At 60.3% G+C, this 25,429-nt stretch carries 25 protein-coding genes; 11 read left to right on the top strand and 14 right to left on the bottom strand.

From position 1 onward, the window contains the following. Positions 1-51: 51 nt before the first annotated feature. The 4 genes from FHX05_RS14330 to FHX05_RS14315 form a co-directional block, all read right to left on the bottom strand. Positions 52-519 (bottom strand): GNAT family N-acetyltransferase, encoded by a 468-nt coding sequence (locus FHX05_RS14330; protein ID WP_183872357.1) that lies wholly within the window; start codon positions 517-519, stop codon positions 52-54. Positions 520-539: 20 nt separating this feature from the next. Continuing rightward, complete coding sequence (locus FHX05_RS14325; RefSeq protein ID WP_183872355.1) at positions 540-1,043, bottom strand: GNAT family N-acetyltransferase; 504 nt, start codon at positions 1,041-1,043, stop codon at positions 540-542. Positions 1,044-1,046: 3 nt separating this feature from the next. After that, positions 1,047-2,552: an Asp-tRNA(Asn)/Glu-tRNA(Gln) amidotransferase subunit GatB gene (gene gatB / locus FHX05_RS14320; RefSeq protein WP_183872353.1), complete on the bottom strand. Its 1,506-nt coding sequence runs from the start codon at positions 2,550-2,552 to the stop codon at positions 1,047-1,049. 87 nt (positions 2,553-2,639) lie between these two features. Then, positions 2,640-3,149 (bottom strand): GNAT family N-acetyltransferase, encoded by a 510-nt coding sequence (locus FHX05_RS14315; protein WP_015339561.1) that lies wholly within the window; start codon positions 3,147-3,149, stop codon positions 2,640-2,642. Positions 3,150-3,447: 298 nt separating this feature from the next. Here FHX05_RS14315 and FHX05_RS14310 point away from each other — a divergent pair, with 298 nt between their 5' ends. Beyond that, a complete protein-coding gene (locus tag FHX05_RS14310) occupies positions 3,448-3,705 on the top strand; it encodes a YjhX family toxin (RefSeq protein ID WP_112398577.1) in 258 nt (85 codons plus the stop codon). Positions 3,706-3,778: 73 nt separating this feature from the next. Here FHX05_RS14310 and FHX05_RS14305 read toward each other — a convergent pair whose 3' ends face one another. From FHX05_RS14305 to FHX05_RS14290, 4 genes are all read right to left on the bottom strand, one after another. After that, positions 3,779-5,788, bottom strand: a complete 2,010-nt coding sequence (locus FHX05_RS14305) for a DUF4139 domain-containing protein (RefSeq protein WP_183872351.1) — start codon at positions 5,786-5,788, stop codon at positions 3,779-3,781. Between the two features lie 215 nt (positions 5,789-6,003). Continuing rightward, positions 6,004-7,485: an Asp-tRNA(Asn)/Glu-tRNA(Gln) amidotransferase subunit GatA gene (gatA, locus tag FHX05_RS14300; RefSeq protein ID WP_183872349.1), complete on the bottom strand. Its 1,482-nt coding sequence runs from the start codon at positions 7,483-7,485 to the stop codon at positions 6,004-6,006. Between the two features lie 58 nt (positions 7,486-7,543). After that, positions 7,544-7,831 (bottom strand): Asp-tRNA(Asn)/Glu-tRNA(Gln) amidotransferase subunit GatC, encoded by a 288-nt coding sequence (gene gatC, locus FHX05_RS14295; RefSeq protein WP_037194314.1) that lies wholly within the window; start codon positions 7,829-7,831, stop codon positions 7,544-7,546. Positions 7,832-7,917: 86 nt separating this feature from the next. Continuing rightward, entirely contained in the window at positions 7,918-8,628 is a 711-nt protein-coding gene (locus FHX05_RS14290) for a metal-dependent hydrolase (protein WP_112607106.1), read from the bottom strand. A 205-nt stretch (positions 8,629-8,833) separates the two neighbouring features. Between FHX05_RS14290 and ruvX the strand changes: the two genes are divergently transcribed. Beyond that, on the top strand, positions 8,834-9,328 hold the full coding sequence (gene ruvX / locus FHX05_RS14285) for a Holliday junction resolvase RuvX (protein WP_041677359.1): 495 nt from the start codon (positions 8,834-8,836) through the stop codon (positions 9,326-9,328). Here the strand turns inward: ruvX and FHX05_RS14280 are convergent. The 6 genes from FHX05_RS14280 to FHX05_RS14255 form a co-directional block, all read right to left on the bottom strand. Then, entirely contained in the window at positions 9,265-9,597 is a 333-nt protein-coding gene (locus FHX05_RS14280; protein WP_041677358.1) for a DUF6105 family protein, read from the bottom strand. The genes ruvX and FHX05_RS14280 overlap by 64 nt on opposite strands. After that, on the bottom strand, positions 9,594-9,767 hold the full coding sequence (locus tag FHX05_RS14275; RefSeq protein ID WP_183872347.1) for a hypothetical protein: 174 nt from the start codon (positions 9,765-9,767) through the stop codon (positions 9,594-9,596). Before FHX05_RS14275 ends, FHX05_RS14280 begins: the two co-directional genes overlap by 4 nt. Positions 9,768-9,897: 130 nt before the next feature. Beyond that, positions 9,898-10,554, bottom strand: coding sequence for a TetR/AcrR family transcriptional regulator (locus FHX05_RS14270; protein ID WP_112607108.1), 657 nt, complete (start codon positions 10,552-10,554; stop codon positions 9,898-9,900). A 153-nt stretch (positions 10,555-10,707) separates the two neighbouring features. Continuing rightward, entirely contained in the window at positions 10,708-11,007 is a 300-nt protein-coding gene (locus FHX05_RS14265; protein ID WP_112607110.1) for a type II toxin-antitoxin system RelE/ParE family toxin, read from the bottom strand. Continuing rightward, entirely contained in the window at positions 10,997-11,242 is a 246-nt protein-coding gene (locus FHX05_RS14260) for a type II toxin-antitoxin system ParD family antitoxin (RefSeq protein WP_112607112.1), read from the bottom strand. Before FHX05_RS14260 ends, FHX05_RS14265 begins: the two co-directional genes overlap by 11 nt. Positions 11,243-11,327: 85 nt before the next feature. Further along, complete coding sequence (locus FHX05_RS14255; RefSeq protein ID WP_183872345.1) at positions 11,328-12,986, bottom strand: acyl-CoA dehydrogenase family protein; 1,659 nt, start codon at positions 12,984-12,986, stop codon at positions 11,328-11,330. Positions 12,987-13,170: 184 nt separating this feature from the next. Here FHX05_RS14255 and FHX05_RS14250 point away from each other — a divergent pair, with 184 nt between their 5' ends. The 9 genes from FHX05_RS14250 (at position 13,171) to rpmG (ending at position 24,780) form a co-directional block, all read left to right on the top strand. After that, positions 13,171-14,127 (top strand): aspartate carbamoyltransferase catalytic subunit, encoded by a 957-nt coding sequence (locus tag FHX05_RS14250; protein ID WP_112410580.1) that lies wholly within the window; start codon positions 13,171-13,173, stop codon positions 14,125-14,127. Further along, entirely contained in the window at positions 14,124-15,413 is a 1,290-nt protein-coding gene (locus FHX05_RS14245; RefSeq protein ID WP_183710304.1) for a dihydroorotase, read from the top strand. The genes FHX05_RS14250 and FHX05_RS14245 overlap by 4 nt, the downstream gene beginning before the upstream one ends. 34 nt (positions 15,414-15,447) lie before the next feature. Beyond that, entirely contained in the window at positions 15,448-16,065 is a 618-nt protein-coding gene (gene plsY / locus FHX05_RS14240) for a glycerol-3-phosphate 1-O-acyltransferase PlsY (protein WP_112414706.1), read from the top strand. Next, positions 16,065-17,213 (top strand): DNA-processing protein DprA, encoded by a 1,149-nt coding sequence (gene dprA / locus FHX05_RS14235; protein ID WP_183710315.1) that lies wholly within the window; start codon positions 16,065-16,067, stop codon positions 17,211-17,213. The genes plsY and dprA overlap by 1 nt, the downstream gene beginning before the upstream one ends. A 279-nt stretch (positions 17,214-17,492) precedes the next feature. After that, positions 17,493-20,162: a type I DNA topoisomerase gene (topA, locus tag FHX05_RS14230; protein WP_183872464.1), complete on the top strand. Its 2,670-nt coding sequence runs from the start codon at positions 17,493-17,495 to the stop codon at positions 20,160-20,162. Beyond that, a complete protein-coding gene (gene rnr, locus FHX05_RS14225) occupies positions 20,159-22,537 on the top strand; it encodes a ribonuclease R (RefSeq protein WP_183872343.1) in 2,379 nt (792 codons plus the stop codon). Before topA ends, rnr begins: the two co-directional genes overlap by 4 nt. Before the next feature lie 32 nt (positions 22,538-22,569). Further along, positions 22,570-23,025, top strand: a complete 456-nt coding sequence (locus FHX05_RS14220) for a DUF983 domain-containing protein (protein ID WP_015339543.1) — start codon at positions 22,570-22,572, stop codon at positions 23,023-23,025. 306 nt (positions 23,026-23,331) lie between these two features. Next, positions 23,332-24,516 carry an MFS transporter gene (locus tag FHX05_RS14215; RefSeq protein WP_183872341.1) on the top strand — a complete coding sequence of 395 codons (1,185 nt, stop codon included), beginning with the start codon at positions 23,332-23,334 and terminating at the stop codon, positions 24,514-24,516. A gap of 96 nt (positions 24,517-24,612) precedes the next feature. Further along, positions 24,613-24,780: a 50S ribosomal protein L33 gene (rpmG, locus tag FHX05_RS14210; RefSeq protein WP_003547442.1), complete on the top strand. Its 168-nt coding sequence runs from the start codon at positions 24,613-24,615 to the stop codon at positions 24,778-24,780. Positions 24,781-25,429: the final 649 nt, after the last annotated feature.

Genomic DNA, 25,429 nt, shown 5'->3' with positions numbered 1-25,429 from the left:
TTATGCCGCCCCTAGGCCTGCTTGTCCAGTGATTCCAGCGGGCAAAAGGCTTCATTTCAATAGCATCTTGAAGCCCAGATGCGTCGGCTTGAAACCCAGTCTCTCATAGAAGCGATGCGCGTCCTTGCGGGCATTATTCGATGTCAACTGAATCATCCGCATCCCGCGGCTTTTTGCCTCGTCGATACAGAAATTGATCATGGCGGCACCGATCCCCTGCCCGCGCATATCGGCGCGCGTCTGGACCGCTTCGATGATCATGGCAGAGCCGCCCCGCCCGGTCAGCGTCGTCGTGATCATCGTCTGGAACGTCCCAACCACTTCGCCGGCGCGTTCGGCGACATAGAGCGTCTGCCCAGCCGACGCCGCGATGATGCGAAACGCACGGAGGTAATCGTCATAGGCAGACGGGTCGGTCGTATCGCCATGGCCGCCCACTGCGTCGGCGGCAAATAGACCGATCAGGGCGCGAAGGTCGGCTTCTTTCGCTTCGCGGATTAGCAGGCGGGCGGCTTCCATGAACGGTCTCGTCTATTCTTTCAGTGGGCCGTCAACGGCTTCTCGAAAATCAGTGCTGGAATGCCCGAATGCCCGTTGCCGCAGTTTTCCGTGCGACCGACCTCGACAAAGCCATGAGCCTTGTAGAAAGCAATTGCCGGCTCGTTCTGCGGATCGACCTCAAGGCGCATGATCTCGGCGTCGGGAAAGCAGGTCTCCAGCTCAGCAAATATGTCTCGGCCGATACCCTCACGCTGATGCTTTGGGCTGACATAGAGCATGTGAAGCATGACGGTTTTCGTCATCTCTTTGGACATGGCGGCGTAACCCATGCCGGCGATGGTCTTGCCGTCGTCGGCCACCAGGAATTCCGAGTTCTTGTTCGCCAGCCGCGCCTTCAACGAAGCCGGCGAGTGCCAGGAGGCGTGCAGCTCGCTGACTTTTTCCGGTCCGTAGATCCGGTCATAGGTCGCATGCCAAGTCTCGCCGAGCAGAGCGCGGACCTTTTCAAGGTCCTGCTCGCTGGCGGTACGGACGAAGAACACTGACTATTCCTCTTCGATACCGAGCTTGGCCTTGACCAGCGCCTGGACGGCCTGCGGATTGGCCTTGCCGCCCGTCGACTTCATCACCTGGCCGACGAACCAGCCGGCAAGCGTCGGCTTGGCCTTGACCTTGGCAACCTGATCCGGGTTGGCGGCGATGATCTCATCGACGGCCTTTTCGATCGCACCGGTGTCGGTGACCTGCTTCATGCCGCGGGCTTCAACGATCTCGGCAGGATCGCCGCCCTCGTTGAGCACGATTTCGAACAGATCCTTAGCGATTTTGCCGGAAATGGTTTCGGCCTTGATGAGGTCGATGATCGCGCCGAGCTGGGCGGGCGAAACCGGAGTCTCTTCAATGTCTTTGCCGATTCTGTTCAGAGCGCCTAGGAGGTCGTTGATGACCCAGTTGGCAGCCATCTTGCCATCGCGGCCGGCGGCAACCGCTTCGAAATAATCGGCGATGGCCTTTTCCGAGACGAGCACGGAGGCGTCATAGATCGAGAGACCGAGTTCACGGACGAAACGTTCTTTCTTGTCGTCCGGCAGCTCAGGCAGATGCTCGGCAAGCTCCGCGACGAAGGCATCGTCGAATTCGAGCGGCAGGAGATCCGGATCGGGGAAATAGCGGTAGTCATGCGCATCTTCCTTAGTGCGCAAGGATCGAGTCTCGCCCTTGTTCGGATCGAACAGGCGGGTTTCCTGGTCGATCGTGCCGCCATCTTCCAGAATGCCGATCTGCCGGCGCGCTTCATATTCGATCGCCTGACCGATGAAACGGATGGAGTTGACGTTCTTGATCTCGCAGCGCGTGCCGAACTCGCCGCCCGGGCGGCGGACCGAGACGTTGACGTCGGCGCGCATCGAGCCTTCGTCCATATTGCCGTCGCAGGTGCCGAGATAGCGCACGATAGAGCGCAGCTTCGTCATATAGGCCTTCGCCTCATCCGACGAGCGGATATCCGGCTTGGAGACGATTTCCATCAGCGCGACACCGGAGCGATTGAGATCGACATAGGACATGGTGGCATGCTGGTCGTGCATCGACTTGCCTGCATCCTGCTCCAGATGCAGGCGCTCGATGCCGATCTCGATGTCCTCGAACTGGCCCTGGCGATCCGGCCCAAGTGAGATGACGATCTTGCCCTCGCCGACGATCGGATCCTTGAACTGTGAGATCTGATAGCCCTGCGGCAGATCGGGATAGAAATAGTTCTTGCGGTCGAAGATCGAACGTTTGTTGATCTGCGCCTTCAGGCCGAGGCCGGTGCGCACGGCCTGCTTCACGCATTCCTCGTTGATGACGGGCAGCATGCCTGGCATGGCGGCATCGACGAGCGACACGTTGGAATTCTGGGGCTTGCCAAACTCCGTCGAGGCGCCGGAGAAGAGCTTGGAGTTGCTCAGCACCTGGGCGTGGACTTCCATCCCGATAACGACTTCCCAATCACCGGTGGCACCGGGAATGAAGCGTTTCGGATCAGGCGTACGGACGTCGACAATGGTCATGGGAAGCTCTTGTATAATGCTGTTTTCTGCTTTGGTGAGGTAGAGCAATTGGCGTGACGGCGCAAGGCTTTCGGCATCGACCGCTTGCTATATGCCCGGGCCATAGGCGCCATCGCTGTCATCGACCAACGATTTCGAAAGCCCGACCGTTGGCACGTCGCTGTCGAGCTTGGGGGAATAGACGATCGACAGCCAGCGGATTTCATAGCCGCGTGCCCTGAAGAAGGCGATGGCATCGGTGTTGCCCGCATGGCTCTGCAATGAAACCTTCTCCAGTCCTTGCCCGCGCACATCCGCTTCGATCCGCGCCAAAAGCGCTGTGCCGAGGCCGCGCCTGACGAAATCCGGATCGATCCAGAAATCGGAAATCGCCTCGTCCAGCGCCTCGCGCGCTGCCCATCCTACAGCCTCGCCGTTGAGCTCTATGACTGATATCGTCAGCCACAGATTGCGGGTGAAATTTTCAAAGGCTTCGCTGGCACTCTCCAGCAGTTCACCCGTGCCGCCGATCGCGCTCATCGCCTTCTGCCAGGAGCGCAGGCCGATGCTCGCCAATACCGCAGTTTCACCTTCATGGGCATTGCGAATGTGGATCATCAGGCCCCCGCTATTTGGAGATAGTAAAGCACCCATAGAAAGCATTTGCCAGCGGCGAGATTGGCAAACAGCTACGAAGCAAAACGCATCGAATGGGTTGAACTTGACGACGTGGCACAACCTGTTTTAGAGAGAGACATCAACGGAGTTTTGATGTCTAACTTTTGTCAGTCCCGGTAGAGGCCCCGCTCGCAAGTCTTCTTGCGTGCCGGGCCTGAAAAACGAAGCCCCGACTTCCCCAAGGGAAGGCTCGGATCGTTTTTGTGCGCCCTTTGGCGCTATACGGATTCTGACAACAATGGACATTTCCCGCGCGGAACAGCGCATTCTTCACCTGCTCGCCCAGGGCGGGCGCATCGAAATCGAACGCAGCGACAATAAGAAGATCGAGACAGTCTACTGCTTTACGCGAGATGGCTGGGTCTACCCCGATTTCGACCTCGACCTCTTCCGACGGCTGAAGCGCCTCAAGGCGATAAAATCCACCGACGGCCTTCCCTATCGCATCAGCGAGAAGGGATTGCGGCTGGTGAGGGCGCAGTTGAACAATCGATAAGCCGGACACGAGAGCCGCCGAATGAGGCGGCTCTCGTCGGGCGATACCATTCGGAAAAGAAAGCCCTGGGCGATCAGAAGGTGCGGATGATCTCCGCCACGTCATTACCGCGGCGATCGCTTTCTGCCTGCACCGCATCGCGCCTTTCGTTCATGGCGGCGATTTGATCCTCACTATCCGCCAGAGCCTTCAAATAGCGTTTCTTCAGATCGCTATTGTCAGGTACGGCACCGAGATTCTGTCTTATCCGTTCTTGTTCGCTGGTGGTCTTCTCGATCTCGCTGTCGAGCCGCTCCAGATCGTTCTGGACGGCAACCTGCCTCTTGCGCGCATCTGCGAGGTTTGTGAGCTTATCCGTAAGTGCCTTGTCATGTGCCGAAGCCGACCATCCCAGCAGCATGTCCGGTTCGGCATCGACCAGAGCATAACTGCTGCTCTGAAGCTGCTCGTCGACTGCGGTCAACACTTTCTCCGTGCCTGCCGGCACGATCGCCTTGAGCCGCTGGTGGGTTGCCGTCTTGCCGAAACCTTCAGATGAGGAGAATGACCAGCCATCCCGGATCGGATGCTCGATGACAACAGTCCGTTCGCCGTCCAGCGCGCCCGATACGGTGTATGTTGTCGTCTGGCGATATTTGACGGTGGCATTCATCACGCCATCGACAACCTTCAGCGAGGCAATCTCCTCCGTTGGCGTCTGCTGCTCGCTGATCGTAACCTTGCGATCGGTCGCGAAGCTGGCGAGGCGCGTGTCGTCCTCCGGCAGTGCCGACATCTGGGAATCGCCGACATAGCCCGCCTTGCCGTCATAGAGCGTCAGAATTCCCGCCGGCATGCTGACGCCGGTGGTATTCTTGAGCATCACGGCAGCTATGGGATTGCGATAGGCGCTGCCGGACCGATACATGTCCACCATGTCGGCTTCCACATCCGCGTCCATGATCGGCACCGACAAGGTATCGCCATTGGCCAGATCGTAGGTCCCCGGAAGCTCGAAAGTGGCAGAAATGTCGCTTTCGGTCGCCGTGGCCGGGTCTCCGGCGGCAACCTGCATCGGCTCCGCCGGCCGCGCCAATTCATCGGCCTCATAGGCCTGAGCGTCGGCCATCTTTCCGCCTATGCTCTTCATCGCTCGTCGCGGGGCGGGCATTGCCGGCGCCTCGGCACCAGAAGCGAGACGCCGCCTGTTTGAGAGATCGCCGCTGTCGGGATCGGGGACATTGTTCGACGCCGTGTTGACCGGCACCTCCTGCCGCTCGCGCCAATAGAGCTGGTGCAGACCCTGCTTCAGCGTGACCGGTTCGGCCGAGGTCAGCGTCAACTTCACGCCTTTCCAGTCTTCACCGCTGGCATTTTCCAGCACCGTCCACGCCTGCAGGCGCGCCTTGTCATTTCCGTCGATGACGACCTTGTAAGCCGTCTTCCAGACCGGAGACGGCACGACATAGGTCAGGCCGACGGCGCTGCCGTCCTTCACACCGTTCATTTTGATATCGATGGTGCGTGTGCGATCGTTCTTGCCGTGGGCGATGGCTGCCGCAGCTTTGGCGATCTTCGCTCTCAGTTCGGCATCCTCAAGCCGGACGGATGCGTCCTCGCCCAGTGCCAGCGTCTCCACTGCGCCATCCCTGTCGATAACGGTGAGCAGGTAAGCCGCTGCTTTATCGCCGGACTTTCTCGTCTCGATACCGAGAATATTTCCCTCGACGGTCTTTCCCCCGCTGGTGACGGACACCCTGGCGCCCTGCATTGATGTCAGAAGCGACGGCACGGACGAAAGCGCTTCGGGCGTGAACGGCAGGCCCTTGAAGGTCTCCTGCAACGGCTGCGGCCCCGCCAGCGACATGCCGGCCACCGAGCCCGCCGACCCATTCACCACAAGGCTCTTCAAGATATCATCGACTTGATCGAGCGGTACCTCGATCCGGATCATGCCGTCGCTATTGATATTGGCAGATCTGGAAACCTGGGCCAGACCGCCAGAGGACAAGGTGATGGATCGAATGGCCCCGTTGTCGGCCGCCAGCGCAATCGCTGGAAAGGATGCGCTGAGGAGCAGGATCGCCGTGACTTGCTTGAGCATGAAGAGACCTTCCGATTCGGTTGCAGAGGACGAGACCAAACGGCCGGCTGCAATTTATGATCGTATTTCGGTCCAAAGTGTGATGGCGCGCGGGCGGAATATTGGCACATGAAAAAGGGCCGTCCGGATTTCCGGACGGCCCTTTTTCTATTGGCTTTAAACTCCGCGAAACTTGACGAGATCGCTCATCAAGCCCGCTCGTCCGAGTGTGGCGCTTACCACCACTTCGCCGGCGTGAACTTACCGGCGGCCTGTTCGATGACGTGGGCGGTTTTGAAGAGGGTTTCTTCTTCGAACGGCTTGCCGATGAGCTGCAGGCCGAGCGGCAGGCCCTTCGGGTCGAGGCCAGCGGGGACAGCAATGCCGGGCAGGCCGGCCATGTTGACCGTCACCGTGAAGATATCGTTCAGGTACATCTTCACCGGATCGGACGCGAGGTCCTCGTCGGCGATGCCGAAGGCCGAGGATGGCGTGGCGGGCGTGAGGATCGCGTCGACACCGGCGTTGAAGGCCAGTTCGAAGTCACGCTTGATCAGCGTGCGAACCTTCTGCGCGCGCAGATAATAGGCGTCGTAGTAGCCGGCCGAGAGAACATAGGTTCCGATCATGATGCGGCGCTTCACTTCCTGGCCGAAGCCGGCAGCGCGCGTCTTTTCATACATGTCGACGATATCCTTGCCGTCGACGCGCAGGCCGTAGCGGACGCCGTCGTAGCGGGCAAGATTCGAGGAGGCTTCGGCGGGCGCAACGATGTAATAGGCCGGCAGCGCGTATTTCGTGTGCGGCAGGGAGATGTTGACGATCTCGGCGCAGGCATCCTTCAGCCAGGCGATGCCCTGCTGCCAGAGCGTCTCGATCTCTTCCGGCATGCCATCAACGCGGTATTCGTTCGGAATACCGATCTTCATGCCCTTCAGCGACTGGCCGAGCGAAGCTTCGTAATCCGGCACCGGCAGGTCGACGGAGGTCGTATCCTTGGCATCGACGCTTGCCATCGACTTCAGAAGGATGGCGGCATCGCGCACGTCGCGGGCGATCGGGCCGGCCTGGTCGAGCGACGAGGCGAAGGCGACGATGCCCCAGCGCGAGCAGCGGCCATAGGTCGGCTTGATGCCCACGGTGCCGGTGAAGGCGGCCGGCTGGCGGATGGAGCCGCCGGTGTCGGTAGCGGTCGCTCCTGCGCAGAGATGCGCGGCAACGGCTGCAGCCGAACCGCCGGACGAGCCGCCGGGGACGAGCTGTTGGTTCGAACCCTCGGCACGCCAGGGGTTGATCACGGGGCCGTAATAGGAGCTCTCGTTGGAGGAGCCCATGGCGAACTCATCCATGTTGAGCTTGCCCAGCATGACGGCGCCGTCATTCCAGAGGTTTTGCGTGACAGTCGATTCATAACGCGGCTTGAAGCCGTCAAGAATGTGGCTGCAGGCCTGGGTGTGGATGCCTTCGGTGCCAAACAGATCCTTGATCCCGAGCGGTATACCTTCGAGCGCGCCGGCGTTGCCGGCGGCGAGACGGGCGTCCGAGGCCTTGGCCATCTCGCGCGCCTTGTCGGGCGTAACAGCGATATAGGCATTGATCTGACCGTTGGTCGCATCGATCGCCGAGATATAGGCCTCGGTCAGTTCAGTGGCGGTAATCTGCTTGGCGCGCAGCTTGTCGCGGGCTTCGGCAATGGTCAGGCTGGTCAGTTCGCTCATTTTGTTTCGCTTCAGATCTGGAATTGGGCAACGGGTCGGAAAGGGCTCGAGGGAACCGTTATTCGACGACTTTGGGCACCAGGAAGAAATTCTGATCGGTATTCGGCGCATTGGCGACGATGTCGGCGGCCTTATTGCCATCCGTCACTTCATCGGCACGCTTCTTCATCGCCATCGGGGTTACCGAGGTCATGGCCTCGACGCCATCGACATTCACTTCGGAAAGCTGCTCGACGAAGCCCAGAATGCCGTTAAGCTCGCCCATCATCCGCTGTGCTTCGTCTTCATTGACGGCGATACGGGCAAGATGGGCGACGCGTTTGACAGTAGCGAGATCGACGGACATGGCATTCTCCGGATAGCAAGATTACCCACCGAAGTGGATTTGCTTCACGCTATAAAGGCCATGCCCGCCATACGCAACGGGTATCGTCAGGCAGAAATGCTCTCGCCCGCCTTCGGCGCCGCAACCGCCGTCTTCGAGCCTTCCATGCCGGCGATGAACTTTTCCGGCGTCTGGTCGATGATTGGGAAAGTGCCGTAGTGGCAGGGAATGGCCGTCTTGAAGTTGAAGAAGCGCTGGCAGGCGAGTGCGGCCACGGCACCGCCCATGGTGAAGCGGTCGCCGATCGGCAGGATGCCGATATCGGGCTGATGCAGTTCGTTGATGAGGGCCATGTCCGAGAAGATGTCGGTATCGCCCATGTGGAACAGCGTCGGCTCGTCGTCGAAATGCAGCATCAGGCCGTTCGGGTTGCCGAGCGCGTGGGAAACGCCGTCTTCGGTGATCTGGGCGGAGGAATGCAGCGCATTGGTAAAGGTGGCCGAGAAGCCGCCGAGGCCGACGGTGCCGCCGGTATTGCCCATTTCCAGCTTCTCGACGCCCTTGGTGCTGAGCCAGGAAGCGAGATCGGCATTCGCGAGCACGACCGCGCCGGTGTCCTTGGCGATCTGAACCGTGTCGCCGACGTGGTCGGCATGGCCGTGCGTCAGCAGGATGTGGGTCACGCCCTGCGCAACGTCCTTGATGTTGAGACCGGCGGCCGCAAAGGAAGAATTGTAAGACAGAAATGGATCGATCAGTATTTTTGCCTTGGCCGTTTCGATACGAAAAGCGGCATGGCCGAGCCAGGTGATCTTCATTGGATTTCTCCTTATGACTTGATTTGAAATGAAAGGCTGGTGTCTGGAGCATTTCCGATGGAAACGCTCCTTCTATTGGCTCTTCCGCATTTCCGCAGGCAAAACCGCTGTGCGCTTTTGCTGGAAATGCTCTAGGAGATATCCCAAACCGCAGCAAAGAAAAGCGGTTAGGACTTCAATTTGTTTTGACGAGAGCGAGACCCTGATGACGACGCTGACCATCGAAGACCTAGCCGTGATGCTCCTGCCCGGCCAGCCGATTGCCGGTCTCGATCTCGGCACGAAGACGATCGGGCTTGCGATGTCCGATCTCGGGCGGCGCTTTGCCACGCCTCGCCCGGTCCTCAAGCGCGTGAAATTCACCCAGGATGCCCAAACATTGCTTGCTTTCGCCGAGAAGGAAAAGGTCGCAGCCTTCGTCATAGGGCTTCCGATGAATATGGATGGCTCTGCCGGACCGCGCGTGCAGGCAACGCGCGCCTTCGTGCGAAGCATGGCGGAAAAGACCGCCCTACCCTTCGTCTTCTGGGACGAGCGGCTCTCGACCGTTGCCGCCGAGCGAGCGCTTCTGGAAATGGACGTCTCACGGGCCAAGCGCGCCGAACGGATCGACTCGGCAGCGGCAAGCTTCATTCTTCAGGGAGCGTTGGATAGGCTGTCGGCACTCGGAAGAGCGACCTTGCCCGACCTCGATGCCTGACGGCGCCTCCACCATTCCATGATGGCAGCGCGGCGGCGGAAGCCGAAAATCGCGAAGACGAGCAGGCTGTCGAAGGCGATCGCACGGGCTACCAGCGGCGGGATGGTTTCCGGCGGAATGCCGAGAATCTTGCCGTAAATGTCGAATACGAGGTCATGCATCTGCCGCGTCAGCATGAAGATGCCGAAGCTCATGTCGTAGTACGACAGGTAATACCATGCCCCGAGAAACGAGACCGGTCCGGCCCAGCAAATCAACAACCACTTCATGCGGTACCCCTTCGACGCTGAAATTGCGTCGTGCCAGCCGAAAGGACGAGCCAGTTCGACAGCGCCATGGCGCTCAAGACGATCGCGGGCAGCGTGATATCTAGTGCGAGCACAGCGAAGAACATCACCGCCGTCACGAGAAACACGAATTTAGTGGGTTTCAACCCCATGGCTGCACGCTTGATGGTTAACTAATCATCTTCCAACAGTGACGAGTTAACCGCTGCGACGCAACGTAAACCATTTGTTAAGGTTAATGGCGGAGCGAGCCTGTGGATATCCGCTGCCCCGTGGTCGATATCAGCCGTAGACGCCGCGCACGATCCGCTTCAAGGCCGTTGCCGCCTTCTCCCAATCCTTTGCATTTTTCAGCGCAAGACCGGCGCATTGGTCGCTGACAGCCGCGGCCAGGACGATATGCTGGATGGCCGCAAAGATCATGGCATTGACAGCCTGGGCATCGACACCCTTGGGGGGCATGAGCGAGCCGCGCATGCGCTCAATCCAGCCGGCGAGCGCCTTGGATCGGGCCTCGGACAGTCGGCGCACCTGCTCGCTGTTTTCCGAGACTTCCCAGGCGACGATGCGGCGCATGAGGGGATCAGCGCGCAAAGCATCGAGAAACAGCATCGAAAGCCGCTCCATCAGGTCCCCATAGGTCAGAAGGAACATGCCGCCGGTGTCGTCGGGAATGCGATCGGTGACCCAGCTGCCGAGATCGGTGCCGATGGCCTCCACAAGGCCATTCAAGCCGCCGTAGTAGCGGTAAATCAGCTGCTTGTCGCAGCCGGCGCCGCGGGCGACCGCATTGATACCGAAATTCTGGAACCCCTCCTCCGCCAGAAGCCGTTTGGCGGCGTCCAGGATTGCCTGCTCAGTCGCGGCGCGATTGCGCACGCGCTTTTCGACGACAGGCATTTCCAAAGGGATTTTAACGGCAGCGTTCGCGGGGGCCATCGACTCGACTCCAATCTGTCACCGAGCGGTGAATAACAAGCCAAGTCGCCCTAAACAACAAAGCCGTCAGGCCTCTGTCCGTCAAAACGCGCGAATCCACAGATTAGAGGAACTGACCAAACCACACTGTCGTTTCGGACGCCAGACATCTCTTCAAAGATGCCGACCGACATCCATTCGCCGGTGCAATATACGAATGATCGCGATTTCACCATCCCGCAAAAGATAGTAGATCACATGGGACCCTACGGCATATTTGAAATAGCCGTCGCGGATGTCGGTCGCGCGGCCAATTTTCACACCGGATGCCAATCCCTCGAAAGCCCCGACGATTTCGGCATGGTAGATCTCGGCCTGTCTTACAGACCAGTTCTCGACCGTATATCGCCAGATACCTTCAAGATCGGCCAACGCAAGCGGGGAAAGACCATACTTGCGGGACCTATTCACCATAGGTCGTGCGCATTCGCTTGAGGAATGCGACGTTATCGAAGGAAGCAACCTCCCCAGATTCCTCACCGGCGATCAACGCACTCTGCAGAGCCTTGGCCTTTGCCTCGTGCTCTTCAAGCAAGCGCAAACCTGCGCGAACAACGTCACTGGCAGAGCCATACCGGCCTGTCTTTATCTGTGCCTCGATGAAGGCGCTGAAATGATCCCCCAGCGAGATGGATGTGTTGCGAGCCATGAAGCCCTCCTTGCCGATACCAATAGATAATAAATATTGGTATCGCATCAATCAAGGATGCCGCGACAGAGCCGCTGGCGCAGTGCTATGTCGCAGGCGGATACAATAGATCGACGATGTAGCTGGCATCGAAGCGCGAATCGAGCATGCCATAGGTGGCGCGCCAGCCGCCAGCGAGACGGGTTTCAATGAAGGCATCGGCGATCTTGCCAGCTCCGAGGCGATAAAGCTCGGCGGCCCCGGCCGCGAGCGCCATCTGTTCCACCAGCAGGCGGGCAGCGCCCTCGTCCTGCTCGCAAAGCGCCATGGCGGCACGCAGGACATCGATGGTCTTCTTGCCGGCCGGGCCGAGATCGCGGGCGAGACCGGCAAAGACGGTCTCGAACAGGTCCTTGCCCCGGTTCAACACGCGCAGGACGTCTAGCGCCATGACGTTGCCGGAGCCTTCCCAGATCGCATTGACGGGGGCCTCGCGGTAATGGCGGGCAATCGGGCGCTCTTCGATGTAGCCGCTGCCGCCGATGCACTCCATGGCCTCATAGATCAGCGCGGGCGCGATCTTGCAGCACCAATATTTGGCGACCGGCGTCATGACGCGGGCATAGGCCGCATCTTCCGTGCTGCCGCTCGCCTTGTCGAAGGCTTCGGCCAGGCGGAAGGCGAGTGCAGTCGCGGCGGCGACATCGAGCGCCATATCGGCAAGTACGCGCGTCATGATCGGCTGGTTGACCAGCATCTTGCCGAAGACGCTGCGGCCGCGAGCGTGATGCACGGCCTCGGCGAGCGAGGCGCGCATGATGCCAGCGGATGCCAGAGCGCAGTCGAGTCGCGTCAGCGTCACCATGTCAAGGATGGTGCGGATGCCGCCATCTGGTGCTCCGAGCAGGAAGCCGAACGTATCGGTGAACTCGACCTCGGAGGAGGCATTCGATCGGTTGCCGAGCTTGTCCTTGAGCCGCTGGAAATGCAGGCCGTTGGCCGAACCATCTTCCAAAAGACGCGGCACCAGGAAGCAACCCATGCCGTCCTTGGTTTGCGCAAGCATGATGAAGGCGTCACTCATCGGCGCCGACATGAACCACTTGTGGCCTGAAAGCCTGTAGATGCCATCGCTGACCTTATCGGCACTCGTCCGGTTGGCACGCACATCCGTGCCGCCCTGCTTTTCCGTCATGCCCATGCCGATAGTGACGGCGCTCTTCTGCATGGCGGGCTTGTTGGACGAATCGTACTTACGCGAGAGAATCTTCGGTGCCCAATCCTTCTGCACCGCCGGCGAGGCCATCATGGCGGCAACCGAGGCACTGGTCATCGTGAGGGGGCAGAGGTGGCCGCATTCGAGCTGCGCCGTCAGATAGAAGCGGGCGGCGCGCACTTTGTGCGAATGACCCTTTGCTTCAGGGTCAGCCTGCGCATCCCAGATCGAGGAATGCAGGCCCATCGCCATGGAGCGACGCATCAGCGCGTGCCAGGCGGGGTGAAACTCGACGACATCGAGACGCTCGCCGCGCGGGCCGTGGGTGCGCAGCTGCGGCGCGCCTTGGTTTGCCATGCGCGCCAGTTCCTGGGCCTCGTGCGAGGTGACGAAACGACCATGCTGCTCCAGTTCTTCCCGTATCGAACGCGGCAGGCCGGAGGTGAGATCGACGATCAGCGGATCGGAACGATAGGCATTGATGCCGGTCCAGAGGCTCGGCTGGTTCAGGTCGGCAAAGGGGTCGTCAGTCCGGGTCGCTTGGGTCATGAATCGCTTGTAGAACAAGTGGGTTGCAAAGGGAAACTGGAAGTTACGTCTCCCACCGGCATCGCTCCTGTAGCGGGATTCGGGCGAAATTGCATGGGGAACAAACGGCCTCGGCACATACCCCCGCTTGCCCCATCGGCGCTCCCTCTTTATAGACCGCCTGACGAAATCCGGAGGCAGGTTTATGGTCTTCTTTCCCCACCGCCACCTCATTGGCATCAAGGGCCTCACCGAGCAGGATATCACCTATCTTCTCGACAAGGCCGACGAGGCGGTCAAGATCAGCCGCCAGCGCGAGAAAAAGACATCGACGCTTCGCGGGCTGACGCAGATCAATCTCTTCTTCGAAGCATCGACGCGCACGCAATCCTCCTTCGAGTTGGCCGGAAAACGGCTGGGCGCCGATGTGATGAATATGTCGGTCGGCAACTCGTCGGTCAAAAAGGGCGAGACGCTGATCGATACGGCGATGACGCTGAATGCCATGCGGCCCGACGTGCTTGTCATCCGCCATTCGAGCGCAGGCGCTGCCGCGCTCTTGGCGCAGAAGGTCTCCTGCTCCGTCGTCAATGCCGGCGACGGCCAGCACGAGCATCCAACCCAGGCCCTGCTCGACGCGCTGACGATCCGCCGCGCCAAGGGCAAGCTCTCGCGCATCATCGTCGCCATCTGCGGCGACGTGCTGCATTCGCGCGTCGCCCGCTCCAATATCCTGCTTCTCAACGCCATGGGTGCACGCGTCCGCGTCGTCGCACCCGCCACGCTGCTGCCGGCCGGCATCGCCGACATGGGCGTTGAAGTCTTCCATTCGATGAAAGAAGGGCTGAAGGATGCCGACGTTGTAATGATGCTGCGGCTGCAGCGCGAGCGTATGTCCGGCGCCTTCGTGCCTTCGGTGCGCGAATATTATCACTTCTACGGACTCGACGCAGAAACGCTCAAGGCCGCCAAGGAGGATGCTTTGGTCATGCATCCGGGGCCGATGAACCGCGGGGTGGAAATCGCCTCCGAAGTAGCGGACGGCCCGCAAAGCGTCATTGCCGAACAGGTCGAGATGGGCGTCGCCGTCCGCATGGCCGTGATGGAAACGCTGCTCGTTTCACAGAACCAAGGGCCTCGCAGCGAGGGAGCAGGCGCATGAGCAACTCGATCATCCTTCAGAACGTCCGCATCATCGATCCCTCCCGCGATCTCGACGAGGTCGGCACGATCGTTGTCGAAGACGGTGTCATCGTAGCCTCCAGCAAGGATGCGAAGAGCCACGGCGTTCGCAAGGGCGCGACCGTTCGCGACTGCAATGGGCTTGTCGCCATTCCCGGCCTGGTCGATGCGCGCGTCCATGTCGGCGAGCCTGGCGGCGAACATCGCGAAACGATCGCGTCTGCCAGCCGCGCGGCAGCGGCCGGCGGCGTCACTTCTTTCATCATGATGCCGGACACGGACCCGGTCATCGATGATATTGCCCTTGTCGAATTCGTCAGGAAGACGGCGCGCGATACGGCCGTCGTCAATGTCTATCCGGCAGCGGCTCTCACCAAGGGGCTGGCCGGCGATGAGATGACGGAAATCGGCCTGCTGCGCGAAGCCGGAGCCGTCGTGTTTACCGACGCGCATTCCAGCGTCCACGATAGCCAGATTCTGCGCCGAGTGATGACCTATGCACGCGAATTCGGCGCGGTGATTTCCTGCGAGACACGTGACAAATATCTAGGCGCAAACGGCGTGATGCATGAAGGGCTGCTCGCAAGCTGGCTCGGGCTCTCAGGCATTCCGAAGGAAGCTGAACTCATTCCGCTCGAGCGCGATCTTCGCATCGCGGCGCTGACGCGCAGCCATTATCACGCTGCTATGATCTCCGTGCCGGAATCGGCCGAGGCGATCCGCCTCGCCCGCTCGCGTGGCGCCAAGGTCACATGCGGCATCTCCATCAACAATCTGGCGCTCAACGAGAACGACATCGGCGAGTACCGGACCTTCTTCAAGCTCTACCCGCCGCTGCGCTCCGAGGATGACCGCACAGGCATGATCGAGGCGCTGGCCGACGGCACGATCGACATCATCGTCTCCTCGCATGATCCGCAAGATGTGGATACGAAACGCCTGCCGTTCGGCGAGGCAGAGGACGGTGCGGTCGGGCTGGAAACGCTGCTTCCGGCAGCGCTCCGGCTCTATCATAGTGGCCAAGTCAGCCTGATGCGGCTCATCGATGCGCTCTCGACGCGGCCGGCACAGATCTTCGGGCTGCCCGCCGGCACACTGAAGCCCGGCGCCAAAGCGGATATCGCTCTCGTCGATCTCGACGAGCCTTGGCTTGTCGCAAAAGACATGCTTTTGTCGCGCTCGAAGAATACGCCCTTCGAAGACGCGAGAATGAGCGGCCGGGCGGTTGCAACCTATGTCGCCGGCAAGCTGGTTCACAGTCTCTAAGGCAAGCGCCAGGGTTTACGGAGAATAAGACGCGATGGCTGATTTCTGGACTTGGCAGCTTACCCTGCAGACCGCGCTGGCCGCGCTTGTCATCGGCTATCTGCTCGGCTCCATTCCCTTCGGCCTCCTGCTGACCCGCATGGCCGGGCTCGGCGACGTGCGCAACATCGGTTCGGGCAATATCGGCGCGACCAACGTGCTGCGCACCGGCAACAAGGGGCTTGCAGCCGCAACCCTGCTGCTCGATGCCTTCAAGGGTACGGCCGCCGTGCTGATCACCGCGCATTTCTTTGGCGAGGATGCCGGCGTTCTTGCCGGCTTTGCCGCCTTCATCGGTCACATCTTCCCTGTCTGGATCGGCTTCAAGGGCGGCAAGGGTGTCGCTACCTATCTCGGCATCCTGCTCGGGCTTGCACCGTTGATGGCCCTGATCTTTGCCATCGTCTGGCTGGCGATCGCCTTTACCACCCGCTATTCCTCGCTTTCCGCACTGGTTGCAACTCTTGTCATCCCGGTTGTATTGTGGATATTGGGGGCCGATAAGATCGCCGCCGTCATGGCGCTGATGACCGTCATCTCCTGGTACAAGCATAGGGCCAATATTGCCCGGCTGACCGCGGGAACGGAAGGCAAGATCGGAGCAAAGGGATAATGGACACAGGCAGCGCAAGACGGACGGGAGTTGCGCTGACCGAAAAACAAAGGATCGCCTGGCTCAGGCTCATCCGTTCGGACAATGTCGGTCCGTCCACCTTTCGTGACCTCATCAATCACTATGGTTCGGCTGAAGCGGCTCTGGCTGCGCTTCCGGAGCTTTCGCAGCGCGGCGGCTCGACGCGCGCGATCCGCATTGCCGATGAGCGGGATGCCCTGCGGGAGCTGGAGGCAGCGCACCGCTTCGGCGCACGCTTCATCGGCATCGGTGAGCCGGACTATCCCCCTGCCCTTCGCGAGATCGATGGCGCGCCGCCGCTGCTTGCCGTCAAAGGCAACATGTCCGTAGCTACGAGGCCGGCCATCGGCATGGTCGGCTCACGAAATGCCTCGATCAGCGGCGCCAAATTCACCGCCATGATTGCACGCATCTGCGGCGAGGCCGGTTATGCGGTGGTTTCCGGTCTGGCACGCGGCATCGACACGGCCGCCCATCGCGCAAGCCTCGCCACCGGCACGATCGCCGCCATGGCTGGTGGCCTCGACCAACCCTACCCGCCCGAGAATATCAGCCTGCTCAACGACATATGGGACGGCAACGGGCTTGCCGTCAGCGAAATGCCCTTTGGCTGGGAGCCGCGAGCGCGCGACTTTCCGCGCCGTAATCGCCTCATCGCTGGCATCTCGCTCGGTGTCGTGGTGGTCGAGGCGGCAACGCGATCCGGTTCGCTGATAACAGCGCGACTTGCCGGCGAATTCGGCCGGCTCGTCTTTGCCGTTCCCGGCTCGCCGCTCGATCCGCGCTGCGAAGGAACGAACGGCCTGCTGAAAGATGGCGCGATGATCGTCACGACACCGGACGATGTCGTCGAAGCGCTACGGCCGCTCACCGAGCCGGATCTCTTTCGCCCGCGCCCCGCAACGGCACCCCTCGAAAGAAGCAAGCCGCTCTCCACGCCGCCCGATGATGCAGAGCGGGACCATATCGTCGAGGCGCTAGGGCCGACGCCGGTCGAGATCGACGATATCGTCCGTCACACCGGCTTGTCGATATCGGCCGTTCATTCCGTTCTTCTCGAACTCGACATGGCCGGCCGGCTGCATCGGCATCCCGGCGGACTGGTGTCGATCTCCATGCTGGATTGAAAACTGTGATACGCGTACCGATTCTAAGCATAGCATCGCCGCGCCAAGCGCAAAAATCGCATTACAGCGCCGCGCGTCACATATGACGCGCAAAGGTCGCTGTAACACGTTAGAGGTGCCGCATAATTTTATGCTTCAATCGATTCCGATTTAAGGAATTATGCAATAGCCTCTTGACCGCGACGATTTCCCTGTCCATGTCGGAAGGCCGGGAAGACGGAAAAACCCGGTATCTCCCGCGTCTTATACCGGCGCGACCTCTTATTCAGAGACTTGATGATGAACGTTGTAGTGGTGGAATCGCCTGCCAAGGCCAAGACAATCAATAAATATCTGGGACCCGGATATAAGGTTCTTGCATCCTTCGGCCATGTGCGTGACCTGCCCGCCAAAGACGGTTCGGTACTGCCTGACCAGGATTTCGAAATGCTGTGGGAAGTCGATGGTGCCTCGCAAAAGCGCATCAAGGACATTGCCGACGCGATGAAATCCTCCGACGGCCTTTTTCTCGCGACCGACCCCGATCGTGAGGGTGAAGCCATTTCGTGGCATGTGCTCGATCTGTTGAACAAGAAGCGCGTTATCAACGGCAAGCCGGTGAAGCGCGTGGTGTTCAACGCCATCACCAAGAAGGCCGTGCTCGACGCCATGGCCGACCCGCGCGACATCGACGTGCCGCTGGTGGACGCCTATCTCGCCCGCCGCGCGCTTGACTACCTCGTCGGCTTCAACCTGTCGCCGGTTCTGTGGCGCAAGCTGCCGGGCGCCCGGTCGGCCGGCCGCGTGCAATCCGTGGCGCTTCGCCTCGTCTGCGACCGAGAATCCGAGATCGAACGCTTCATCTCGGAAGAATACTGGAACCTTTCTGCGATCCTGAAAACGCCACGCGGCGATGAATTCGAAGCCCGCCTGGTCTCTGCCGACGGCAAGCGCCTGCAGCCGCGCGCGATCGGCAACGGCGAAGAGGCCGGCAAGCTGAAGGCGCTGCTCGAAGGTGCCTCCTATGTCGTTGGCACGGTCGAGGCAAAGCCGGTCAAGCGCAATCCGAGCCCACCCTTCACCACTTCGACGCTGCAGCAGGCCGCCTCCTCGAAACTCGGCTTCTCGGCCTCTCGCACCATGCAGGTGGCGCAGAAGCTCTATGAAGGCGTCGATATCGGCGGCGAAACCGTCGGTCTCATCACCTATATGCGTACGGACGGCGTGCAGATGGCGCCGGAAGCGATCGATGCGGCACGCCACGCCATAGCCAACCAGTTCGGCAACCGCTATCTGCCGGAAAAGGCACGCTTCTATTCCACCAAGGCAAAGAATGCCCAGGAAGCACACGAAGCGATCCGCCCGACCGACTTCGACCGCGTGCCGGATCGCATCCGCAAGTTCCTCGATGACGACCAGCTCAGGCTTTACGATCTGATCTGGAAGCGCGGTATCGCCAGCCAGATGGCATCGGCAGAAATCGAGCGTACGACGGTCGAGATCCTGGCCGATAACGCCGGCAAGAAGGCGGGCCTGCGCGCCGTCGGCTCCGTCATCCGTTTCGACGGCTTCATCGCCGCCTATACCGACCAGAAGGAAGACGGCGAGCAGAGCGACGACAGCGAAGAAGGCGGCCGCCTGCCGGAAATCAACGCACGCGAAAATCTCGCCAAACAGAAGATCAATTCGACCCAGCATTTCACCGAACCGCCGCCGCGCTATTCTGAGGCGTCGCTGATCAAGAAGATGGAAGAGCTCGGCATCGGCCGCCCCTCCACCTATGCCGCGACGCTCGCAACGCTGCGCGACCGCGATTATGTGACCATCGACAAGCGCAAGCTGGTGCCGCAGGCCAAGGGACGGCTGGTCACAGCCTTCCTCGAAAGCTTTTTCACCAAATATGTCGAATACGACTTCACGGCCGATCTAGAGGAGAAGCTTGACCGCATCTCCGCTGGCGAGCTGAACTGGAAGGACGTGCTTCGCGATTTCTGGCGCGATTTCTTCGCCCAGATCGAAGACACGAAGGAACTGCGCGTCACCAATGTTCTAGATGCCCTGAACGATGCGCTGGCACCGCTTGTCTTCCCGAAGCGCGAAGACGGCAGCGATCCGCGCATCTGCCAAGTATGCGGCACGGGTAACCTCTCGCTGAAGCTCGGCAAATACGGCGCCTTCGTCGGCTGCTCGAACTATCCGGAATGCAATTATACCCGCCAGCTTTCGTCGGAAGGCGGCGCGGAGGCTGAATCCAACGGATTGAACGAACCGAAAGCGCTCGGCACCGATCCGGTGACCGGTGAAGAGCTGACGCTGCGTTCGGGCCGCTTCGGTCCCTATATCCAGCGCGGCGACGGCAAGGATGCCAAGCGTGCATCGCTGCCGCGCGGCTGGAAGCCGGAGGATATCGATTATGAAAAGGCGATGGCGCTGATCTCGCTGCCACGCGACATCGGCAAGCACCCCGAAACCGGCAAGATGATTTCTTCCGGCATCGGCCGCTATGGACCATTCCTGTTGCACGACGGCAGCTACGCCAACCTCGAAAGCGTCGAGGATGTCTTCACCGTTGGTCTGAACCGCGCCGTCACCGTTCTTGCCGAAAAGCAGAGCAAGGCAGCCGGTGGAGCGCGCGGCGGAACACCCGCAGCGTTGAAGGATCTCGGCGCGCATCCGGATGGCGGCGGCTCGATCACCGTTCGCGACGGCAAGTACGGCCCCTACGTCAATTGGGGCAAGGTCAATGCGACTTTGCCGAAGGGGACGGATCCGCAGGCGATCACCGTCGAGGAAGCCCTAGCTCTGATCGCAGCGAAGGCCGGCAAGAGCGGCGGCACCACCAAGAAGGCACCCGCTAAGGCAAAGGCCGCGGCAGCCGGCGCAAAAGCCACGAAAACGACTGCCAAGCCGAAGGCTGCTGCAAAGAAGCCTGCGGCCAAGACGGCGGCGAAAAAGAAGAGTGCAGAGTGAGCAGAGAACCGCGCGGCAGGAACCCATCGTCGGAACGGCGTTCCGGTAAGCCCGGCCGCGCCGGCAAGGCAGGCGGCGAGGTTGAGCCGATGATGGCAATTATCCACGGCGAGCTGCCGCCGCGCGAGGTCATCCTGCGCTTCATCGCCGATCATCCGCAACAAGCTTCCAAGCGCGAACTCGCCAAGGCCTTTGGCCTAAAGGGCGAGAGCCGTGTCGCGCTCAAGGAACTGCTGCGCGAGCTTGAAGAAGAAGGCATGGTGCAGAAGAGCCGTAAGTCTCTCATCCGCCCTGGCGCGCTGCCGCCGATTGCCGTTCTCGATATTACGACGCGCGACAAGGACGGCATGCTGATCGGCCGCCCCGCCGAATGGGCCGACGAAAACGGCGTCGCGCCCGCAGTCATGATCAAGCAGTCCTCCTCGCCCGCCGGCCGCAACGGCAAGGGCAAGGCGCCGGTCGCCGGCATGGGCGACCGCATTCTTGCGAAGATCTTCTCGGCTGTGGATCGCGGCGGCCCAGCCTATACGGCTCGCATCATTAAGGTCATCGACAAGCGGCAGGGCGCCTCCATGGGCGTCTTCCGCGAAACGCCGGGCGGCGGTGGCCGGCTGATGCCGATCGAACGGCGCGGCGAGGAAATGGTCATCGACCCCGATTATACCGGCGGTGCCAAGGACGGCGATCTGGTCGAAGTCGAAGTGGCGCGTCTCGGCCGCTTCGGCCTGCCGCGCGCCAAGGTTCTGTCTGTTGTCGGTTCTGTCGCCTCGGAAAAAGCGATCTCGATGATCGCCATTCACGCACATGGAATTCCGCATGTCTTCCCCGTCGCAGTCATTGCGGAAGCCGATGCGGCCAAGCCGGCCACCATGTCCCATCGCGAGGATTGGCGCAGCCTGCCGCTGATCACCATCGACCCAGCCGATGCCAAGGACCATGACGATGCCGTCTATGCCGAGATGGACCCCTCGCCCGACAATCCGGACGGCGTGATCGTCACCGTCGCCATCGCCGACGTCTCCTGGTACGTGCGTCCGAACTCGCCGCTCGACCGCGAGGCGCTGAAGCGCGGCAATTCGGTCTATTTCCCCGACCGCGTCGTGCCGATGCTGCCCGAGCGCATCTCCAACGATCTCTGCTCGCTCAAGGAAGGCGTCGACCGCCCTGCCCTCGCGGTTCGAATGGTCTTCTCCAAGGAAGGCCGCAAGGCTGGGCATACCTTCCATCGTGTTATGATGAAGAGCGCTGCCAAGCTTTCCTACCAGCAGGCGCAGGCTGCGATCGACGGCCAGCCCGACGACAAGACCGGACCGATGCTGGAGCCGATTCTCAAGCCGCTCTGGCACGCCTATGAGATTTTGAAAAAGGGCCGCGACCGGCGCCAGCCGCTCGAACTCGATATGCCCGAGCGCAAGATCCTGCTGAAGCCGGATGGCACCGTCGATCGTGTCTTCGTGCCGCCGCGCCTCGATGCACACAAGCTCATCGAAGAAATGATGATCCAGGCGAACGTCGCTGCGGCCGAGACGTTGGAAAAGCGCAAGCAGGTGCTGATCTACCGTATCCACGATGGCCCAACGCTCGCCAAGCAGGAAATCCTGCGCGAATTTCTGGCCACCCTCGGCATTTCGCTTGCCAAGGGCGGCAATGTGCGCGCCAACAGCTTCAACGGCATTTTGGCGAAAGCCGAGGGTACGGCGCATCAGACCATGGTCAACGAGATGGTGCTGCGCTCACAGAGCCAGGCGATCTACAGCCCCGACAACATCGGGCATTTCGGCCTGAATCTGATGAAATACGCCCACTTCACCTCGCCCATCCGTCGCTATGCGGATCTGATCGTGCATCGCGCGCTGGTCGGCTCGCTTGGCCTTGGCGAAGGTGCGATCACGCCGGAGGAAGAAGCTTCGCTCGACGATATTGCAGCCGAAATCTCGACCTTCGAGCGCCGCGCTATGGCCGCGGAGCGCGAGACGGTGGACCGGCTCATTGCCCACCACCTCGCCGGTCGTGTCGGCGCGGAGTTCGAGGCGCGCGTCGGCGGCGTCACCAAGTCGGGGCTTTTTGTCACCCTGCCGGACTATGGCGCCGACGGTTTCATCCCTATATCTACGCTCGGCACCGATTACTTCATCTACGACGAGGCCCATCAGGCGCTGACGGGCGAAAGAACGGGGCTCGGATATCGTCTCGGCGACGATGTAACGGTGAGGCTGGCGGAAGCCGTGCCACTTGCCGGAGCGCTGCGCTTCGAAATGCTGAGCGATGGCAAGCCGATGCCGACGGCGGTGCGTTCCTTTCATAAGGCCACCCGCCGCAACAAGAGCCAGGCGCGCAAGGCACCGGGCACGAGACCGCCGCGCGGCCGCAGGTAAAGAACGGCTGCCGGCACGGAGGAAGCGCATTCATGACGGGCAGCCCATCCGACTCCCCCATCCGCTTCGGTGGCTCAGACGAAAGCGAACGTCCGCTCGGACGCTCGATTCTACGCGGCATGCTGAACCGCTGCCCGCGCTGCGGCACCGGCAAGCTCTTTCGCGCCTTTCTGAAGCCAGTCGACCGATGCGCGGTCTGTGATGAAAATATCTCTCATCAGCGAGCCGACGACCTGCCGCCCTATCTGGTGATCCTGGTTCTCGGCCACCTGATCGTCGGCGGCTACATGCTGACGGATATGACCTTCAAGCTGCCGCTCTGGGCGCATCTTGCCATTTGGGCACCCATCACCATTATCGCGGCACTTGCCATCATCCAGCCGATCAAGGGCGGCGTCATCGGCCTGCAATGGGCGCTGCGCATGCATGGCTTCGGTGGCCATGACGACACCCCAGAGGAATGGGATCAAGGAAACGGCCGGTCGTGACCATGCTATCCGGTTCATGCCGCCGGTCTCTATCGTTGGCAGAGATTGCTTCCGCGCATTGCGCTTCTATATCGGAAACCGCAGAGGTTTTGTCGCTTAATCGTGCTTCAGACGAACTGCTTTGCCGGCAACCGCTTGACATGAGCAGCATTTCTTGTCTGAACATGCCGCGCGTCATAGGGACTACTCCGGAGGGTGTGATCGATCACATGAAAGCCGACCCGTCACCTGAATTTGGCCGAGCCGTGGCTTCCTGTGCTCCACATTGCGATCGATTCGCGCGCCTCATGCCCCAGGGATTTTTTTATGCTTGAACCGACGAACGACAAGGCCGGCCACGTCGAAGAAATTCACTGGCCTTCGCTCGTCGCAGCCATTACCTCCGTATCCGCCGTTGGCATCGCCATCGGGCTGGGACTGCCGCTTCTGAGTATCATTCTCGAAAAGCGCGGTGTTCCCTCGAGCCTCATCGGCCTCAACACGGCCATGATGGGCGTCGCCTCGATGCTGGCAGCGGTCGTTACCACCAAGCTCGCGCATCGCTTTGGCGTCGTGCAGACAATGATCTGGGCGGTTTTCCTATCGGCTCTGAGTTCACTCGGTTTCTACTATGCGGAAAATCTGCTTCTATGGTTTCCGCTGCGCATCGTCTTCCATGGGGCGACGACAACGCTCTTCATCCTGTCGGAATTCTGGATCAACGCCGCCTCGCCGCCTTCCAAACGCGGATTCGTGCTCGGTCTCTATTCCACCGTCTTCTCTCTGGGATTTGCGGCCGGCCCCCTCGTCTTTTCCGTCGTCGGCAGCGAAGGCCTGATGCCCTTCCTCATCGGCGCCTGCATCATCCTGGCCGCCTCCATCCCGATCTTCATTGCGCGAAACGAGAGCCCGATGGTTGACGAGAAGCCGGAACTGCATTTCGTGCGCTACATCTTCCTCGTGCCGACGGCCACGGCTGCGGTCTTCGTGTTTGGTGCGGTTACCGTCGGCGGCGGATCGCTCTTCACCAGCTATGCAACCCGCCTCGGTTTCAACGAATCACAGGCGGCACTGCTGCTGACCGTCATGGGTGTGGGCAACTTCGTGTTCCAGATCCCGCTCGGGCTGCTTGCCGACCGCATGCGGGACAAGCGGCCGCTGCTGTCGATCATGGCCACGATCGGGTTTGTCGGAGCGCTCCTGCTACCGTCGCTGTCATCGAACTGGATCATTCTTGCCATCATCCTGCTCTTCTGGGGTGGCTGCGTTTCCGGCATGTATACGGTCGGCCTCAGCCACCTCGGCACGCGATTGACCGGCGTCGATCTCGTCGCCGCCAATGCGGCCTTCGTTTTCTGTTACGCCGTAGGCATGGTCCTCGGGCCGCCGACGGTCGGCACGGCCATGGATCTCGCCAATCCCAGCGGCTTTGCCTGGGCCGTGGCGTTTTTCTTCGGTCTTTATGTCCTGCTTTCGGGGATCCGACTGCTTTTCATGGGCAACAGAGGTTGACTTTTCGGGCGCGATTTGTATTTTCGCGCCAGAATTCGCCGTGGACCTCCGCACTGGCCGTCCACGGCGTTCATTTTTATTAAAGGCAGGACGACCATGGCCAAGGCTACCACCATCAAGATCAAGCTGCTGTCGACGGCCGACACCGGTTTCTTCTACGTCACGACGAAGAACAGCCGTACGATGACGGACAAAATGACGAAGACGAAGTACGACCCGGTTGCTAAGAAGCATGTCGAGTTCAAGGAAACGAAGATCAAGTAAGTTTCCTAAACTCCAGGTTACAAAAAGGCGCGACCTTCGGGTTGGCGCCTTTTTTGTTTTATAAACCTCATCTCGATCGCCGTCCGATTTTGCAATAGCGGTTGGAAACGCCTCAGTCGAACAATGCCTTGCCGGCACGGCAAAGAAAAACGCCGCCCTTCAGAAAGAAGAGCGGCGCTTTGAATGGGGGTCGGCTAGCCTGCAAAACGGCACGAGGAACCGTTATCTTCTGCCTGCCAGCCGACCGACCCCACGACCCAGGAGATGCGGCGGACCTGAGCATCATGGGGTATCTCGGATACCCTAATCGGTTGTCTGTATACGGGACTAAATTCGCGCGAAATCAAAAGAAAATCAACAAATTCTTAATGATAAAAAATGCCTGTCTGCCCGCATGGTTAAAATTCATGACTTTGACGGAAAAGAATGCCCGATAGCATTAACGAAAAATAGTCAAGAAATTATCAAGAATAAAGAGAGATCTCCTCTCTCGCTAGAAAAGATACAATACAGATACTAAAGTAAAATTGAATATTCAATTTAGTTTCAATCAAGCTCCTGCCCTTCCAACTCCCACCTGACCGCCAAGCCACGAACAAGATAAAAACATATAGTAATATAATGCGAATATTTCGCCTTTGGGCAGAAA

This window comes from Rhizobium sp. BK491 (genome assembly GCF_014194925.1).
Classification (GTDB): Bacteria; Pseudomonadota; Alphaproteobacteria; order Rhizobiales; family Rhizobiaceae; genus Rhizobium.
Note: the sequence above shows the minus strand (reverse complement) of the source record. Positions and strands in the feature narration are given on the sequence as shown.

Coding starts and splice junctions, on each gene's coding strand:
- FHX05_RS14330 (WP_183872357.1), bottom strand. CDS start 519: ATGGAAGCCGCCCGCCTGCTAATCCGCGAAGCGAAAGAAGCCGACCTT.
- gatB (WP_183872353.1), bottom strand. CDS start 2,552: ATGACCATTGTCGACGTCCGTACGCCTGATCCGAAACGCTTCATTCCC.
- FHX05_RS14315 (WP_015339561.1), bottom strand. CDS start 3,149: ATGATCCACATTCGCAATGCCCATGAAGGTGAAACTGCGGTATTGGCG.
- FHX05_RS14310 (WP_112398577.1), top strand. CDS start 3,448: ATGGACATTTCCCGCGCGGAACAGCGCATTCTTCACCTGCTCGCCCAG.
- FHX05_RS14305 (WP_183872351.1), bottom strand. CDS start 5,788: ATGCTCAAGCAAGTCACGGCGATCCTGCTCCTCAGCGCATCCTTTCCA.
- gatA (WP_183872349.1), bottom strand. CDS start 7,485: ATGAGCGAACTGACCAGCCTGACCATTGCCGAAGCCCGCGACAAGCTG.
- gatC (WP_037194314.1), bottom strand. CDS start 7,831: ATGTCCGTCGATCTCGCTACTGTCAAACGCGTCGCCCATCTTGCCCGT.
- FHX05_RS14290 (WP_112607106.1), bottom strand. CDS start 8,628: ATGAAGATCACCTGGCTCGGCCATGCCGCTTTTCGTATCGAAACGGCC.
- ruvX (WP_041677359.1), top strand. CDS start 8,834: ATGACGACGCTGACCATCGAAGACCTAGCCGTGATGCTCCTGCCCGGC.
- FHX05_RS14280 (WP_041677358.1), bottom strand. CDS start 9,597: ATGAAGTGGTTGTTGATTTGCTGGGCCGGACCGGTCTCGTTTCTCGGG.
- FHX05_RS14275 (WP_183872347.1), bottom strand. CDS start 9,767: ATGGGGTTGAAACCCACTAAATTCGTGTTTCTCGTGACGGCGGTGATG.
- FHX05_RS14270 (WP_112607108.1), bottom strand. CDS start 10,554: ATGGCCCCCGCGAACGCTGCCGTTAAAATCCCTTTGGAAATGCCTGTC.
- FHX05_RS14265 (WP_112607110.1), bottom strand. CDS start 11,007: ATGGTGAATAGGTCCCGCAAGTATGGTCTTTCCCCGCTTGCGTTGGCC.
- FHX05_RS14260 (WP_112607112.1), bottom strand. CDS start 11,242: ATGGCTCGCAACACATCCATCTCGCTGGGGGATCATTTCAGCGCCTTC.
- FHX05_RS14255 (WP_183872345.1), bottom strand. CDS start 12,986: ATGACCCAAGCGACCCGGACTGACGACCCCTTTGCCGACCTGAACCAG.
- FHX05_RS14250 (WP_112410580.1), top strand. CDS start 13,171: ATGGTCTTCTTTCCCCACCGCCACCTCATTGGCATCAAGGGCCTCACC.
- FHX05_RS14245 (WP_183710304.1), top strand. CDS start 14,124: ATGAGCAACTCGATCATCCTTCAGAACGTCCGCATCATCGATCCCTCC.
- plsY (WP_112414706.1), top strand. CDS start 15,448: ATGGCTGATTTCTGGACTTGGCAGCTTACCCTGCAGACCGCGCTGGCC.
- dprA (WP_183710315.1), top strand. CDS start 16,065: ATGGACACAGGCAGCGCAAGACGGACGGGAGTTGCGCTGACCGAAAAA.
- topA (WP_183872464.1), top strand. CDS start 17,493: ATGAACGTTGTAGTGGTGGAATCGCCTGCCAAGGCCAAGACAATCAAT.
- FHX05_RS14220 (WP_015339543.1), top strand. CDS start 22,570: ATGACGGGCAGCCCATCCGACTCCCCCATCCGCTTCGGTGGCTCAGAC.
- FHX05_RS14215 (WP_183872341.1), top strand. CDS start 23,332: ATGCTTGAACCGACGAACGACAAGGCCGGCCACGTCGAAGAAATTCAC.
- rpmG (WP_003547442.1), top strand. CDS start 24,613: ATGGCCAAGGCTACCACCATCAAGATCAAGCTGCTGTCGACGGCCGAC.